This window comes from Micromonospora sp. NPDC006431, from assembly GCF_042870725.1.
In the GTDB taxonomy this organism is placed as follows: Bacteria; Actinomycetota; Actinomycetes; order Mycobacteriales; family Micromonosporaceae; genus Micromonospora.
Map to the genome: position 1 here is coordinate 93,129 of NZ_JBIAHQ010000015.1, position 13,968 is coordinate 107,096.

Here is a 13,968-nt window from a genome sequence, read left to right on the forward strand (position 1 = left end):
CGCACCAGGGGGATGAGGGTGACTCAACTGACCGGCCAGCCGACGAGCGACGACGTCGTGCACCTCACCGTGCCCGCCGACGGCGGGTATCTCGGCGTGCTCCGCACCGCCACGGCCGGGCTCGCGGCCCGGCTCCAGTTCGCCCTCGACGAGATCGAGGACCTGCGCATCGCGGTCGACGAGGCCTGCGCCATGCTGCTCGCCATCGCCACCCGCAACGCCGAGCTGGAGTGCCGGTTCGCGGTGACCGAGGACGCGCTCACCGTCGAGGTGACCGTGCCGACGGTCCGGGGCGCGACGCTGCCGGCCGAGTCGTCCTTCGCCTGGAAGGTGCTCACCGCGCTGACCACCGCGGCGTCCGCCGAGGCCGGCGACGGCCGGGCCACCATCTCCCTGCTCACCCGCCGCGCCTCCGGCTACTGACCGCGCCGCTCGCGCGGGACTGCGCTCAGGGGGCGGACCCCGCCGTCAGCCGACGCCGAGGGCCCGGTTGGTCGGCGAGCTGACCAGCAGCCCGGTGACCCCGACACCCAGCGCCATCAGCGGCAGCCCCAGCCAGCCCAGCCCGCCCTGGATCATGTACCAGCCGACCGGGAGCAGCATGAGCTGGAGCACGATGGCGGGTGCCCGGGCACCGGCCTTCCGGCGTACCAGCGCGCCGCCGAGGGCCCAGAGCGCCGCGGCTCCACCGATCGCGAACACCGTCACCAGCAGCGCCGAGGTCAGGTCGGTGGTGGCCGCGGTCAGGTCGGACCAGACCAGCCAGGCGGCGACCAGGCCGAGCGCCACCGCCTCGGCCCGTAGCAGGTGTACCGCCCAGCGGAGCGGGGCGGGGACCGGGTCGGAGTCGATCGTCACGGCGCCACGATACCCGTGGGTAGGCGCGGTACAGTGCCGCCCATGCAGGCCGTCCTGGTGGTCAATCCGAAGGCCACCACCACCAGCGAACGCAGCCGTGACGTCCTGGTCCGGGCGCTGCGCAGCGAAGTCGACCTGTCGGTGCGGTACACCCGCCGGCGGGGGCACGCCGTGGACCTGGCCCGGGAGGCCGCCGAGGAGGGCGTCGACCTGGTGGTCACGCTGGGTGGCGACGGCACGGTCAACGAGGTGGTCAACGGCCTGATGGGCGCCGAGCCGCCGACCTTCCGTACCGGGGACACGTCGGCGGAGCGACTGCCGGCGCTGGCCACCGTGCCCGGCGGTTCGACCAACGTCTTCGCCCGCGCGCTCGGCCTGCCCCGGGAGTGGCCCGAGGGGACCAGCATGATCCTGGAGGGGCTGCGCCTGGGCCGGTCCCGGACGATCGGCCTGGGCCGGGCGGACGACCGCTACTTCACCTTCTGCGCCGGCTTCGGCATCGACGCGGCGGTGATCCACCGGGTGGAGCGGGCCCGCCGGCAGGGCCGGGTCTCCACGCCGGCGCTCTACCTCCGGTCGACGGTCAGCCAGTACTTCCTGGCGTCCGACCGGCGCCACCCCAGCATCACCCTGGAGCGGCCGGGCGAGACCGCGGAGGCCGAGCTGGCCACCGTCATCGTGCAGAACACCGCGCCCTGGACGTATCTGGGCGAGCGGGAGATCAACCCGAACCCGGGGGCGTCCTTCGACCTCGGGCTGGACGTGCTGGCGATGCGGCAGCTGCGAGTCGCCAGCACGGCACGTACCGTGGCGCAGTTCTTCACCCAGCCGCCCGACCCGCACGGCCGGCAGGCGCTCCGGCTGCACGACGTGCCGGAGTTCACCCTGCTCTCGGCCCGTCCGCTGGCCTTCCAGCTCGACGGGGACTACCTGGGCGAGCGGGAGAAAGTTAGATTCGCATCCATTCCGGCCGCACTGAGAGTAATCTGCTAGGCCTCGGGTACTCCCGTCCGTTGACACGGTGACCCACCGCTCCCCCGCGGTGGGCGACGGCTTCAGGTCGCGGCGCGGCGTCAGACGCGCCGAAGCCGAACTGGAGTTGTCGGAGCCACGCCGACGAAAGGGTGCCGGAAATGTCAGCAATGTCACGCAGACTGTACTATATTGATCCTCGACTGTGGCACACCGGGTAACCAGAGCGCTCTGAAACCCGGACAAAAGGGTGGTGAGCCCGCTCACTGTTCGGAGTTTTTCCGAGCGGCACCCTTGACATCGCAGCAGTTCGTGAAAGTATTCACAAGCGAAGTCGTGTTACCGGGACATTGCCTGGATATGCTCGGCAGGTTGAGCTGTTCCAGCAGGTCCCGGGCCTGCAGCTTGCTCACGCAGCGCCGAATTGATGGATGCTGACCGTCACCAATCGGCAATGCGGATGCATATAGGAAAAGCAACGAAGCGTTATCTGGCCCCCACTTAAGAATGAGGAGTGTTGCCGCCATGGACTGGCGCCACGATGCCGTCTGCCGCGACGAGGACCCGGAGCTGTTCTTCCCGATCGGGACGTCCGGTCCGGCCCTCCTGCAGGTGGAGCAGGCCAAGGCCGTCTGCCGGCGCTGCCCGGTGACCGACCAGTGCCTGCAGTGGGCGCTGGAGTCCGGTCAGGACGCCGGCGTCTGGGGCGGGATGAGCGAGGAGGAGCGTCGCGCGGTGAAGCGCCGCGGCGGTCTCCGGGTGCTGCGCGCTCACTCCGCCTGATCGCACCGCACAGCACGCCCCGGCCGGGTCCACCCGCCGGGGCGTCTTGCTGTCCAGCCCCCGGCCGGCTCCGTCCCGGCGATCATGAGGTTGACCGCGACCTGGACCGCGCCGAGCGCCGCCAACCTCATGATCACCTGAGCTGGGCGCGGCAAGCCGGGGCGGCGTCAGCCGAGCTGGGCGGCGGCACGGCGGAGGACCAGGTCGGCCAGGTCGGGGACATCGGTGAGCGGCGCGGCGACCGCCGCCGCGCCGGCGTCCCGGGCGGCACCGCGCACGGCGTCGTGGAACAGGCCCGGCGCCAGGAAGTAGGCCGCCACCGCGACCCGGCGGGCCCCGCCCGCCCGCAGCTTCGCCACCGCAGCGTCAGCCGCCGGGGGCGCCGCCGAGGCGTACGACACGCGACACGGGACACCCAGCTCGGCACCGAGCGCCGCGGCGACCCGGCCCACCGAGCCGCGTGCCCGGGGATCCCGGGTGCCAGCCGCGGCCAGCACCAAGGCGTCGTACCCGCCCGGTTCCGCCTCGGCCAGCCGGCGGCACAGCCCGGCCAGCAGCCCGGCGTCCACCCGCCCGTCGGCCGGCCCCAGCACGTCGGCGACCCGTACCTCGATCGGTGGCCCGTCCGCGCGCGCGGCGGCGACGGCCGCCGGAATGTCGACCTTCCGGTGGTACGCGGCGGTCAGCAGCAGCGGCACCAGCACCGCGCGGGAGTGACCGGCGGCGGCGAGCTCCCGGAGCACGCCGGCCGGCCCGGGCTCGGTGTGGTCCAGCCAGCTCGGCAGCACCGTGACGCCGGGGCGGACGGCCGCCACGGCCCGGGCCAGCGCCCGGGTCGCCTCGGCCGCCCGCGGGTCACGACTGCCGTGCGCGACCAGCACCACCGGCGGGTCGGGCGTCAGGTGTGCAGGCCGCACTCGGTCTTCTCGAACATGGCCCACCGGCCCGCCCGCGGATCCTCCCCCGCCGTCGTCCGGCGGGTGCAGGGCCAGCAGCCGATCGAGCCGTAGCCGCGACCGAACAGCTCGTTGACCGGGATGTCGTACCGGGCGATGTAGGCGTCCACGTCGCGCTGCGTCCAGGCGGCGATCGGGTTCACCTTGACCTTGCCGCGCCGGGCGTCGAAGGCCACCACCGGGGTGTTGGCCCGGGTCGGCGACTCGTCCCGGCGCAGCCCGGCGGCCCAGGCGTCGTACCCGGTCAGCGCCCGCTCCAGGGGCTCGACCTTGCGGAGCTGGCAGCAGTCGTCCGGGGACCGGTTGAACAGCCGTGGCCCGTACTGGCCGTCCTGCTGCCCGACGGTCATCCGGGGCCGGATCGACCGGACGTTCACCGGCAGCCGCCGGGCCACCTCGTCGCGGACCCGGAGCGTCTCCGGGAAGTGCAGACCGGTGTCCAGGAAGACCACGTCGACGCCGGGGGCGACCCGGGACACCAGGTGGGCCAGCACCCCGTCGGCCATCGAGCTGGTCACGCAGAACCGGTCGCCGAACGTCTCGGCGGCCCAGCGGGCGATCTCCAGCGCGGGGGCGTCCGCCAGCTCCCGGCCGGCCGCCTCGGCCAGCGCGCGCAGCTCCTCGGGGTCGCGTCCGAGCGGATCGACCGGGACCGGCCCGCCGATCCCGACCAGGCCCATGCCGGCGGCGGAGCGCAGGCCGCTCACCGGGTCACCGCCCGAGTGAGCAGGCCGGTGAACTTCACGGTGAAGACCCGCGCACACGCGTGGCACTCCCAGGCGCCGTGCCCGGCCTCGCTCGGCCGCAGATCCTCCTCCCCGCAGTACGGGCAGTAGAGAGGCGCAGATCGAGCATCGCTCATCGCGCCACCTCGCTTCGCTCGGCACCACGATGAGGTGCACTGAGGTGCTTGATTCGCTCGCTACGCTCGCTCATCGGAGTTCCTCCTCGTCGACCCTGATCACCCAGTTGGCGAAGGTCTCGCCCTCCGCCCGGCCGGCCAGGTAGCGGCGGGCCAGCCGTTCCACGTACCCCGGAAGCTCCTCGGCGGTGGTCTTCAGGCCGCGCAGCTTGCGGCCGAAGCCGGCGGTCTGCCCCTGCGCCATGCCGAGGCCGCCGCCGAGGTGCACCTGGAAGCCCTCCACCTGCCGGCCGTCCGGGCCGACCACCAACTGGCCCTTGAGCCCGATGTCGGCGACCTGCGTGCGGGCGCAGGCGTTCGGGCAGCCGTTGAGGTGGATCGAGATGTCGGCGTCGAAGTCGCGCAGCCGCTCCTCCAGCCGGGTCACCAGCTCCTCGCCGCGCCGCTTCGTCTCGACGATGGCGAGCTTGCAGAACTCGATGCCGGTACAGGCCATGGTGCCGCGCCGCCAGGCGGACGGCCGGGGCTCCAGGCCGATCCGGCGCAGCTCCGCCACCAGCGAGTCGGTCCGCTCCGGCGCCACGTCCAGCACCAGCAGCTTCTGGTACGGGGTGAGCCGCACCCGGTCGCTGCCGTGTGCCTCGACCAGGTCGGCGAGCCGGGCCAGCTGGGGCCCGGAGACGCGACCCACCATCGGGGCCGCGCCGACGTAGTGGCGACCGTCGCGCTGCTGGTACACACCGATGTGGTCGATCGGCTTGTCCGGCAGCTCCGCGGCCGGGCCGTCGAGCAGCGTCCGGCCCAGGTACTCCTTCTCCAGCACCTCGCGGAACTTCTCCACACCCCAGTCGGCGACCAGGAACTTCAGCCGGGCCCGGTTACGCAGCCGGCGGTAGCCGTAGTCGCGGAAGATGCCGACCACGCCGGCCCAGACGTCCGGCACCTCGGCCAGCGGCACCCAGACGCCGAGGCGCTTGGCCAGCATCGGGTTGGTGGAGAGGCCACCGCCGACCCAGAGGTCGAAGCCGGGACCATGCTCCGGGTGCTGCACGCCCAGGAAGGCGATGTCGTTCGCCTCGTACGGCGTGTCGACCAACCAGGAGATCGAAGTCTTGAACTTGCGGGGCAGGTTGGAGAACTGCTTGTCGCCGACGTACCGGCGGACGATCTCGTCGAGCGCCGGCGTCGGGTCGACCACCTCGTCCCGGGCCACCCCGGCGACCGGGCTGCCCAGCACGACGCGGGGGCAGTCGCCGCACGCCTCGGTGGTCTGCAGGCCCACCTCCTCCAGGCGGCGCCAGATCTCCGGCACGTCCTCCACCCGGATCCAGTGGAACTGGATGTTCTGCCGGTCGGTGATGTCGGCGGTGTCCCGGGCGAACTCCCGGGAGATGTCGGCGATGACCCGCAGCTGCGCCAGGTTAAGCTCGCCGCCGTCCACCCGGACCCGGAGCATGAAGAACTCGTCCTCCAGCTCGTGCGGCTCCAGCACCGCCGTACGCCCGCCGTCGATGCCCGCCTTGCGCTGGGTGTAGAGCCCCCACCAGCGGAACCGGCCGCGCAGGTCCTGCGGGTCGATGGAGGCGAAGCCCCGGTGGGCGTAGATGTTCTCGATCCGGGCCCGCACGTTCAGCGGGTCGTCGTCCTTCTTGATCCGCTCGTTCGCGTTGAGCGGCTCGCGGTGCCCGAGCGCCCACTGCCCCTCGCCACGGGCGCGGCGGGGCGGACGCGCGGCGGGCGGGTTGTCGGCGCGGGTGGGGGTGCTGCTGACCGCCATCGCGGCGTCCTCCGTTGTCTGCTGTGCCTGGGTACGCAAACGCGGCGGCCGGCCCTGCCAAGGGCCGTGGACGGCGATGTCGATGACGGCCGGCGCGGTAGCGCGCCCGAGACGGATGGGTCGGGCGTCGTCAGTGGGCCGGACAGATCGCGCTGCGCACGCGGCCGTAATCGACGTGGCGGCGGGCCACGAAGCGGCGGACGACAGCGGCGGTCATGCGCCATATGCTCCCACAACCCACGGTGGCCGGCCAACGGCCGAGTGTGTGATCCCACATCACGGGCATTGACGATGATCCACTACCACGAGGTACGGCTGGCGGGGGTGGCCGGATCGCTCTCGGAGCAGCCGCACCAGTCATGGGGTGGCCGCACCGCTCACGTTGTGCCCGCGCCGATCACGAGGTGGCCGGCACCGCTCACGGGGTGGCCGGCACCGCTCACGGAGTGTGGCCGCGCCGCTCACGGGGTGGCCGGCACCGCTCACGGGGTGTGGCCGCGCCGCTCACGGGGTGGCCGGCGCCGCGAATCGGCCGACCCGCGCGGCGGACCTGTGTGACGCTGCGACAGGTGAGCACTCCTGCGTCGCCCACACCGGCCGGGGCGACGGACGACCGCCCGGGGTGGTGGGTCGCGGCGGCGCCGGCGCTGCTCACGCTGGTGGTCACCCTCGCCGGGATCGGGCACGCGCAGCCGTGGCGGGACGAACTGGCCACCTGGAGCGCCGCCACCCGCCCGGTGGGCGACCTGATCCGGCTGGCCGGCACCATCGACGCCGCGACCGGGCCGTACTACCTGGCCATGCATGGCTGGACGACGCTGGCCGGGACCTCGCCGACCGCGCTGCGGCTGCCGTCCGCGCTCGCCATGGCCGGGGCCTCCGCGCTCACCGCCCGGCTCGGCGAACGGCTGGTCACCGCCCGGGTCGGGTTGATCGCCGGGCTGCTCTTCGCCGCCCTTCCGAGCACCTCCCGGTACGGCCAGGAGGCCCGCCCGTACGCCCTCGCCACCTTCCTCGCCGTGCTCGCCACGCTGCTGCTGGTCGGCGCGCTGCGCCGGCCGACGGGGCGACGCTGGACCTGGTACGCCCTGGCCGTCGCCGCCCTCGGCCTGACCCACCTGATCGCCCTCACCCTGCTCGCCGCGCACGGGCTCCTGGTGCTGCTCGCCGCCTGGCGCGGCCCGGCGGCAGCCGGCCTCGACGCGCCGACCTCCGATGCGGCCGGCAGCGGCGGGACCCGCGACCGGGCAGGCAACCGCGGAGCCAGCAACCGGGCGAGCAACCGCAGGGCCGGCGACCGGGGGAGCGACCGCGCGACCGGCGACCGGGCGGGCGATCGCGGGGCCGCCCGGGGCACGACCGGCAACCGCGCCGGCGGCGGCGATCCCAGTCAGGACCAGCGCTGCGGTGAGGGCGGCCGGGCGAACGGGGAGCGGGCGGCGGGCGAACAGCCGGTCAGCGACGGACCGGCGGGCAGGTGGCGTGCGCCGCTGGGGTGGTGGGTGGTCGCGTTGCTGCCGACCGCACTGCTGGTCACCCCGCTGGTGCTGATCGCCGGCGGGCAGCGGTCCCGACAGCTCGACTGGGTGCACCTGGCCTGCCCCGCCGACCTGACGGCGCTGCCCGGCGGGTTGGCGCAGAGCGGGGTGGTAGGCGGGCTGCTGGTCGGCCTCGCCGCGCTCGGCGCGGGGCGGCTCGGCCGCCGGGCGCTGCTCCCCGGCGCCGCCGTCCTGCTGCCCGTACTGCTGCTCTTCGCCGCCGGGACGCTCGTGCCACTCTGGGTCACCCGCTACCTGGTCTTCACCGTGCCGTTCGCCTGCCTGTTGGCCGGGGCGGCGCTGGCCGGCGTACGGCTGGCGCCGGCGCTCGCCGTGGTGGCCCTGGCCGGGGTACTCGGCCTGCCCGACCAGGCGGCGCTGCGCCGTACGCACGAGTGGCCGCGCACCGCACCCGTCGACTACCGGGGCGCGGCCCGGATCATCGCCGAGCACCAGCAGCCGGGCGACGCGATCGTCTACTCGCCCCGGGAGAGTTGGCTCTTCCTCGACCTGGGCATGGCGTACCACCTGGGGGCACGGCGGCCCCGCGACGTGCTGGTGGTCCGCGACCAGCGGCAGCGCGCGGACCTCTGGGCCAGCGAGTGTGACCGGCCGGCGGAGTGCCTGGCCGGGGTGGAGCGGCTCTGGCTGGTGGTGTCCGGGCGGCGGGCCGACCCGTTGGCCGCCGTTCCCGGCGAGAAGGGCAGCGCCCTGCGGGACGATTTCGCCGTCCAACAGATCTGGCCGCGCCCCGGCATCACCGTGGCCCTCCTCACCCGCTGACGCCGTGCCGCCGATGAAGGTGTGCAAACCCGTGCCGGTGCTCACGCCGCGACTGTCGAGAGGCGTTCGGCTGGCGGGACAGGATGTCAAACACCTGCCCTTCGAACGACGTCGCTCACCGGGATGACGGGGATTCCCCGTGCGGCGACAGCGTCCATGATCTGGTTGAAGTCGGTTTGCGTGATCTCAGCCGGGGTGGTGGGCGCACCGGTCACGATCTGGTGGAAGACCAGGTTGAGCCAGCCGCCGTTGCTTGCCACCTTGTCGAGCATTCCCCCCGTCCCGATCAATTTGGTGGGCTTGTTCGGGCCCTTTGACAGGGAGCTAACCGAGGACAGGCCGCGCATCCGGTATGGCATTGCCGCCGGAATCGCGTCGATCGCCGCGTGCGTCGACACCCCTACTTCGGACAGGATCGTCCGCGCTGACCCGAAGTAGCGGGCCACCAGTTGGTCGACCGGCACCCCGTCGACGGTGTTCTCGTAGCGGCCGCCCGGGTACGCGAAGCTGTCACCGCGGAAGCCGTTGCTGACCAGCCACGCCTTCAGGTTGCGGGCGTCGTCGTCCACCTGCTGCGCCGTCAGGTTCGGGTAGCGGGTGGCGTGCGCCGACGACGCATACGAGTGCCCCGCGACCTCCCAGCCGGACATGGCCTGCAATGACCGCAGCTCGGCGAGAGTGAGCTTGCCCGGCGTTCCGATCGCGTCTGCGATCGTGTACTGCGTCCCCCGGAAGCCCAGCGTGTCCATCTTCTGCAGGGCCAGCCGAGCGGAGTCGTTGGAATCGTCGAAGGTGATGGAGACGATGCCACTCGGCCAGGCCGACACCGCCGAGTCGATGACCTCGACCGCCTGCAGCCACAGCGTCACGGGGCCCGTGCCCTTGTCGGACACCTGGATCTGCAGGTCCGTGAACCCCCTGGTGGTACTCGGCGCACCCGTCGGCGACAGGGTGTAGGCGCCCGCAACGGTGTTGATCTCCGACCATTGGAGGGACACCGCAACCCAGTCACCGGCCATGCCGATTTGCGACGAACTGGTGTTGGCGTTGAAACGCCATTTGAAGCTGTTCACCAGGCCAGATGTGCCGACGAGGAAGTTGAGGGCGTTCACCTGGGTGTAGTTGTCCATCCGCAGCAGCAGCCGCAACGCCTTGCCGGTCAGGTCGATCGGCGGCAGGCCAGTCCGGCGCAGGGTCGCCGTAGCGCCCGCCCCGTTAGTCGTGATCGACGCCGACTGGCTGCCAAGGACGAAGACCGCGCTGTCGTTGAGGTCGAAGCCGCCGACCGTGCCGCTGGCTGTCCACCCATGCCCGGCCTGCATCGACGTGACGATGCTGGAGGCGTCCCGCCACGCCCACGGGAAAGTTGGGGCGATCATCGGTTCTCGTTCGCTGTCCGTCGACGATCGCGCGCCCGACGCGAGCTTGGCGATAGCGGTCGCGGTCGCGGTCGCCCCGAGAACACCGACGGTGAGCAGGCCCCGCCGGGAAACCTTCACATGCCTCATGGCCCTATAGTTCGCGAACGCCGGCCCGCTAAAGGCGGAACGCCTCGTCGGTGCGCGTGACTCCCCTCGTATCGAAGAAGCGCTTCGCCTTCACAGCAAGAAGGTCAGCGTCGTACTCACGATGGTTCTGGACCAGGATCACGAGGTCAGCCGAGGCGACGGCGTCATCCAGATCGTCAACCCGCATGACACCGACGCCCGGCTGCCACTCCGCAACGAACGGATCGTGGTAGCTGATCTTCGCACCGAGATTGCTCAGGTCACGAGCGAGCGGGACGGCCGGGGACTCGCGCTCATCTGCGATGTTCGCCTTGTACGTGACACCCAGTAGCAGGATGTTCGCGCCGGTCGTCGCCAGTCCGGCTTCGTTGAGGAGGTTCTGGGCCCGCCTTGCCACATAGGCCGGCATCGTGGCGTTGATTTCCTGCGCGAGTTCGACAAACCGGAACGGATAGCCGAGTCGTACGCGCACGTTGTGGCTCAGGTAGTTCGGGTCGATCGGGATGCAGTGACCGCCCACGCCCGGCCCCGGGTAGAAGGCCTGGAACCCGAACGGCTTACTCGACGCGGCGCGGATGACATCCCACAGGTCGATCCCGAGCCGGTGGCAGAACTTGGCCATCTCGTTGACGAGCGCGATGTTGACGTGCCGGTAGGTGTTCTCGAGCAACTTAGCCGTCTCGGCCTCCCTGGTGCCCTTGGTACGCACCACGGTGTCGACGAAACGCCCGTACAGGGCCGCTGCGGCTTCCGTGCACGTGGGCGTGTGGCCGCCGACGACCTTGGGCGTGTTGCGGGGACCGAACTCCTTGTTGCCTGGGTCGATGCGCTCGGGCGAGAACGCAAGGTGGAAGTCCTTACCGGCGATGAGGCCGCTGGCCTCCAGGATGGGACGCACCAGTTCGTCGGTGGTGCCGGGATACGTCGTCGATTCGAGGACGACGAGCATCCCGGGCTGGAGATTGCGCGCAACGGCCTCCGTGGCCGACTGGACGGCCCCGAGATCGGGACCACCCTCTTCGAAAAGCGGCGTCGGTACGCAGATGACGGCCGCCGCGGCCGCGGCGATCTCGGACTCGTCCGACGTGGCGCGGAAACCACTCTCGATCATCTGGACGATGTCGCCGTCGGAAAGATCATCGACGTGGGACCGGCCGGCGTTGAGAGCCGCCACCAATTCCTTATTCACGTCGAAACCGATCACGGACATGCCCGCCAACGTCGCCTCGCGAGCCAGTGGGAGCCCTACGTATCCGAGCCCAAGTATGACTACGTCGACAGCCACGGTTGCTCCTTTTGCTGGGTGACTGGGCCCCGTGTGCCCAGCCGGGTCGAACCAGTTCAGGCAGGTATGCCCGAACCGAACTTTCTTGCCAGATTCCAACTGCTGCGGCAGACGCTCCACGCACCGCCGCGACGCGAACCGACCTAACCGCTGCGAAGACAGGCCAGGTACGGAACAACCGACTTCTTAAAGGTCTTCAGGTTGCGGGGGGTGTCATCGAAACGCCAGTCCGCACTGGAATGCGGCGGCGGCGCCTGGGTCCAGATCAGTCCGATGACGTGCGGATGGGCGCGCATCCAGGGTCCCAAACTCGTCATCCATTGGGACTTGTTGATCCCAGCCACACCGGTCTCAGCAAGGACGACCGGTTTGGAGTATCGATCCAGAAGCTTCATGGTGGCATCGAACGTCTGGCCCGCCACGGACTCGAACCCGAAGGCGGAACTACCAACCCCGTAGCCGGTGAAGCCGACCAGATCGACCCAGCTGTCGCCCGGCCAGAACTGGTCGATGCCGCGCACGGTCGCACCACGAACGATGTTCGGAGCCCAGAGCCACAGGACGTTGGTCGCCCCCGCCTCTCGGAACAGCGTCACCACGTGCCGCCAAGCCTTGACGTACTGGGCCGGGGTATTTCCATTGACACCAGCCGCCCACGGCGACCAGTTCCCATTCATCTCCGGCGCATACCGGATCACCACTAGGTCGCCATATTCCACGACGGTGTCCGCAACGGCACGGAACTGGGAATCGTGCTTGCCCGAGACGATCGACGCGAGCGACCAGGACTTCTGCTTGACGACCGAGCCCAGGTCCTTCGGCTGCACCGTCAGGAAGGGAATACCTGCGGCATCGGTCAGCCTGGACAACTCGAACGGAGCACCGATGGACGCGTAGACGCCTCGCCACACCGGCCGGCATCCAGTCTCTTTCGCGATCTGGTCAGACTCTTCTTTGGCGTTTTTGTCCGACGTGATGCCAAAGACGGGCTTGTCCGCCCGGAGCATGGAGACGGTGGCATGAACCGCGCTAGCGCGTAAAGCCGGATCGGTCGCGCTCACCGCGGACTGACGGCCCTGGAAAGAAGATGACGGTTTCATCGCGCATCCAGCCAGTAGCAGCAGCGGCAGCACCAGCAAGTACCTCTTCATGATCACCTCCGATCGCCACCTCGATCTGCTGACGGGTGCCCCACTTGAAGCGCATGCAGGAGGCGATGGCCCAGAGCCGCCACACTCGCAACACCGACCACTGCCACAGGGTCGCGATCGGCGCAAGGAACAGGAACCAACCCAGTTGCGCCGGCCTCGTCTGATCGGACCGTCGCACCGTGAAGATCCGCAACAGTTGGACGTACCCGAACACGATCAGCATCCCGAGCGTCAGCAGGAGCATTTTCGCGTCCGCTACCAACGCGTCGGTTCCCGCACCGCGCAACCAGGCGACGGCATCGGCCACCGGCTTCACCACGACGAGCGAGAACACAACGATGGTCGAGGCGATGGCCTGCACCCACTTCAGCGCGTGCAGCCAGTACGCGATCCGGTACATGGGCAGGTACTTGAAACGCCAGAAGGATCGGATGAACGATCCGCGCAACCAACGCAGGAACTGCCGCCGGTGGTTCGAGAGGCGTTCCGGCATGACGCAAAACGCGAAGGCGTTCGCCTGCTGGACGGTCTTACCCCGGAGTAACGCCTGCAGCGTCAGGTAGGAGTCGTCGGAGAATTCGACGCGACGTCCGAAGAACTCCTCATTCGCGTAACCATGGCGGCATTCGTCGATCACCCGCGCGCGGTACAGCGAGATCCCGCCCGAGTTGACGAGCACCGACCCCAGCGCCGACGTCGCGGATCGGTCGGTCAACTGCGACGCCGTGCAGATCAGATCCACAGCCCGGGCGATCGGTCCCTTCAGATTGTAGGTGAGGAACACTCCCGCGACCGACATGACCTTGGGATCGGCGAGCGGCTTGATCAAGTTCTCGAGCGCGTCCGGCGCGAGCACCGAGTCGGAATCGATCGTGAGGTAGGCGTCGGCCCAGCCGGCGAAGCGCAGGGACGCGGCGACGTGAGTGGCCCGCTTGCCCCGATTCCGATCGCGCACCCAGACGAGCGGGATGCCCACCTCGTTCGCGGCCTCGATCGCCCACAACTCGGTGGGCAGGTAGTCCACCTTGTTCGAGCCGTCATCGCGGACGAAGATCGCGTCCGGAAGGCGGGTCTGCCCGAGCAGGCCGCGGATGGTCGCGATTACCGCGTCGACGTCCTCGTTGTAGAGCGGGACGACCGCCACCACCTTCAGCTTCGCCAACGCGGCAGCCCGCCTGGGCTTGACCCGTCTGGGGCGATCGAAGGTCGCGAGAAGGACCTGCAGGAAGAACATGAGGTAGGCGAACGCGTAAACCACCTCGAACGCGGACACGCCAGTGCCAAAGTTCTCGAACCGGGTCGCGTGGTGGAAGAGCCACAGCGACGAGGCAGCGAGCATCAGGATCACCGCAGGCAGCGCTCGGCCGGGAGTCCACCGTGCGGTCTTGGCGGCCTTCGTCACGGCTTCATCCCGCGTCTCCAGAAGAGGCGCACGGCCAACGCGAAGATCACCACGACGCCGACCGCAGCAAGAAGTATTTCGAACAACCCAAGG

Annotated in this window: 13 protein-coding genes; 4 read left to right on the forward strand and 9 right to left on the reverse strand. The window is 70.3% G+C overall.

Translation table 11 applies throughout. The features are described from left to right. Nucleotides 1–18: 18 nt before the first annotated feature. Nucleotides 19–423, forward strand: coding sequence for an ATP-binding protein (locus tag ACFYM6_RS23835; protein ID WP_387278812.1), 405 nt, complete (start codon nucleotides 19–21; stop codon nucleotides 421–423). Between the two features lie 45 nt (nucleotides 424–468). Here the strand turns inward: ACFYM6_RS23835 and ACFYM6_RS23840 are convergent, their stop codons facing one another. Beyond that, nucleotides 469–858 (reverse strand): hypothetical protein, encoded by a 390-nt coding sequence (locus ACFYM6_RS23840; RefSeq protein ID WP_387278814.1) that lies wholly within the window; start codon nucleotides 856–858, stop codon nucleotides 469–471. Between the two features lie 42 nt (nucleotides 859–900). Here ACFYM6_RS23840 and ACFYM6_RS23845 point away from each other — a divergent pair, with 42 nt between their 5' ends. Both ACFYM6_RS23845 and ACFYM6_RS23850 read left to right on the forward strand, forming a co-directional pair. Beyond that, the gene (locus ACFYM6_RS23845) at nucleotides 901–1,851 is read left to right on the forward strand and encodes a diacylglycerol/lipid kinase family protein (protein ID WP_387278816.1); all 951 of its coding nucleotides are present in this window, start codon (nucleotides 901–903) and stop codon (nucleotides 1,849–1,851) included. Between the two features lie 504 nt (nucleotides 1,852–2,355). Then, on the forward strand, nucleotides 2,356–2,613 hold the full coding sequence (locus ACFYM6_RS23850) for a WhiB family transcriptional regulator (protein WP_073834718.1): 258 nt from the start codon (nucleotides 2,356–2,358) through the stop codon (nucleotides 2,611–2,613). A 167-nt stretch (nucleotides 2,614–2,780) separates the two neighbouring features. On the opposite strand, the gene ACFYM6_RS23855 is transcribed toward ACFYM6_RS23850, so the two are convergent. The 4 genes from ACFYM6_RS23855 to ACFYM6_RS23870 all read right to left on the reverse strand — a co-directional run bounded on the left by ACFYM6_RS23855 (nucleotide 2,781) and on the right by ACFYM6_RS23870 (nucleotide 6,208). Next, nucleotides 2,781–3,530 carry a sirohydrochlorin chelatase gene (locus ACFYM6_RS23855; RefSeq protein ID WP_387278818.1) on the reverse strand — a complete coding sequence of 250 codons (750 nt, stop codon included), beginning with the start codon at nucleotides 3,528–3,530 and terminating at the stop codon, nucleotides 2,781–2,783. Continuing rightward, a complete protein-coding gene (locus ACFYM6_RS23860) occupies nucleotides 3,512–4,276 on the reverse strand; it encodes a phosphoadenylyl-sulfate reductase (protein WP_387278820.1) in 765 nt (254 codons plus the stop codon). Before ACFYM6_RS23860 ends, ACFYM6_RS23855 begins: the two co-directional genes overlap by 19 nt. Continuing rightward, entirely contained in the window at nucleotides 4,273–4,431 is a 159-nt protein-coding gene (locus ACFYM6_RS23865) for a hypothetical protein (protein WP_357439915.1), read from the reverse strand. Before ACFYM6_RS23865 ends, ACFYM6_RS23860 begins: the two co-directional genes overlap by 4 nt. A gap of 70 nt (nucleotides 4,432–4,501) precedes the next feature. Beyond that, nucleotides 4,502–6,208 (reverse strand): nitrite/sulfite reductase, encoded by a 1,707-nt coding sequence (locus tag ACFYM6_RS23870; RefSeq protein WP_387278822.1) that lies wholly within the window; start codon nucleotides 6,206–6,208, stop codon nucleotides 4,502–4,504. A gap of 659 nt (nucleotides 6,209–6,867) precedes the next feature. On the opposite strand from ACFYM6_RS23870, the gene ACFYM6_RS23875 reads away from it, so the two are divergent. Next, complete coding sequence (locus ACFYM6_RS23875) at nucleotides 6,868–8,529, forward strand: glycosyltransferase family 39 protein (protein WP_387278961.1); 1,662 nt, start codon at nucleotides 6,868–6,870, stop codon at nucleotides 8,527–8,529. Nucleotides 8,530–8,615: 86 nt separating this feature from the next. Here ACFYM6_RS23875 and ACFYM6_RS23880 read toward each other — a convergent pair whose 3' ends face one another. The 4 genes from ACFYM6_RS23880 to ACFYM6_RS23895 all read right to left on the reverse strand — a co-directional run bounded on the left by ACFYM6_RS23880 (nucleotide 8,616) and on the right by ACFYM6_RS23895 (nucleotide 13,875). Continuing rightward, nucleotides 8,616–10,037, reverse strand: a complete 1,422-nt coding sequence (locus ACFYM6_RS23880; RefSeq protein WP_387278824.1) for a polysaccharide deacetylase family protein — start codon at nucleotides 10,035–10,037, stop codon at nucleotides 8,616–8,618. 28 nt (nucleotides 10,038–10,065) lie between these two features. Next, nucleotides 10,066–11,322 (reverse strand): nucleotide sugar dehydrogenase, encoded by a 1,257-nt coding sequence (locus ACFYM6_RS23885; protein ID WP_387278826.1) that lies wholly within the window; start codon nucleotides 11,320–11,322, stop codon nucleotides 10,066–10,068. Nucleotides 11,323–11,465: 143 nt separating this feature from the next. Next, nucleotides 11,466–12,422: a glycoside hydrolase family 26 protein gene (locus ACFYM6_RS23890; RefSeq protein WP_387278963.1), complete on the reverse strand. Its 957-nt coding sequence runs from the start codon at nucleotides 12,420–12,422 to the stop codon at nucleotides 11,466–11,468. After that, nucleotides 12,352–13,875, reverse strand: coding sequence for a glycosyltransferase (locus ACFYM6_RS23895; protein WP_387278828.1), 1,524 nt, complete (start codon nucleotides 13,873–13,875; stop codon nucleotides 12,352–12,354). Before ACFYM6_RS23895 ends, ACFYM6_RS23890 begins: the two co-directional genes overlap by 71 nt. Nucleotides 13,876–13,968: the final 93 nt, after the last annotated feature.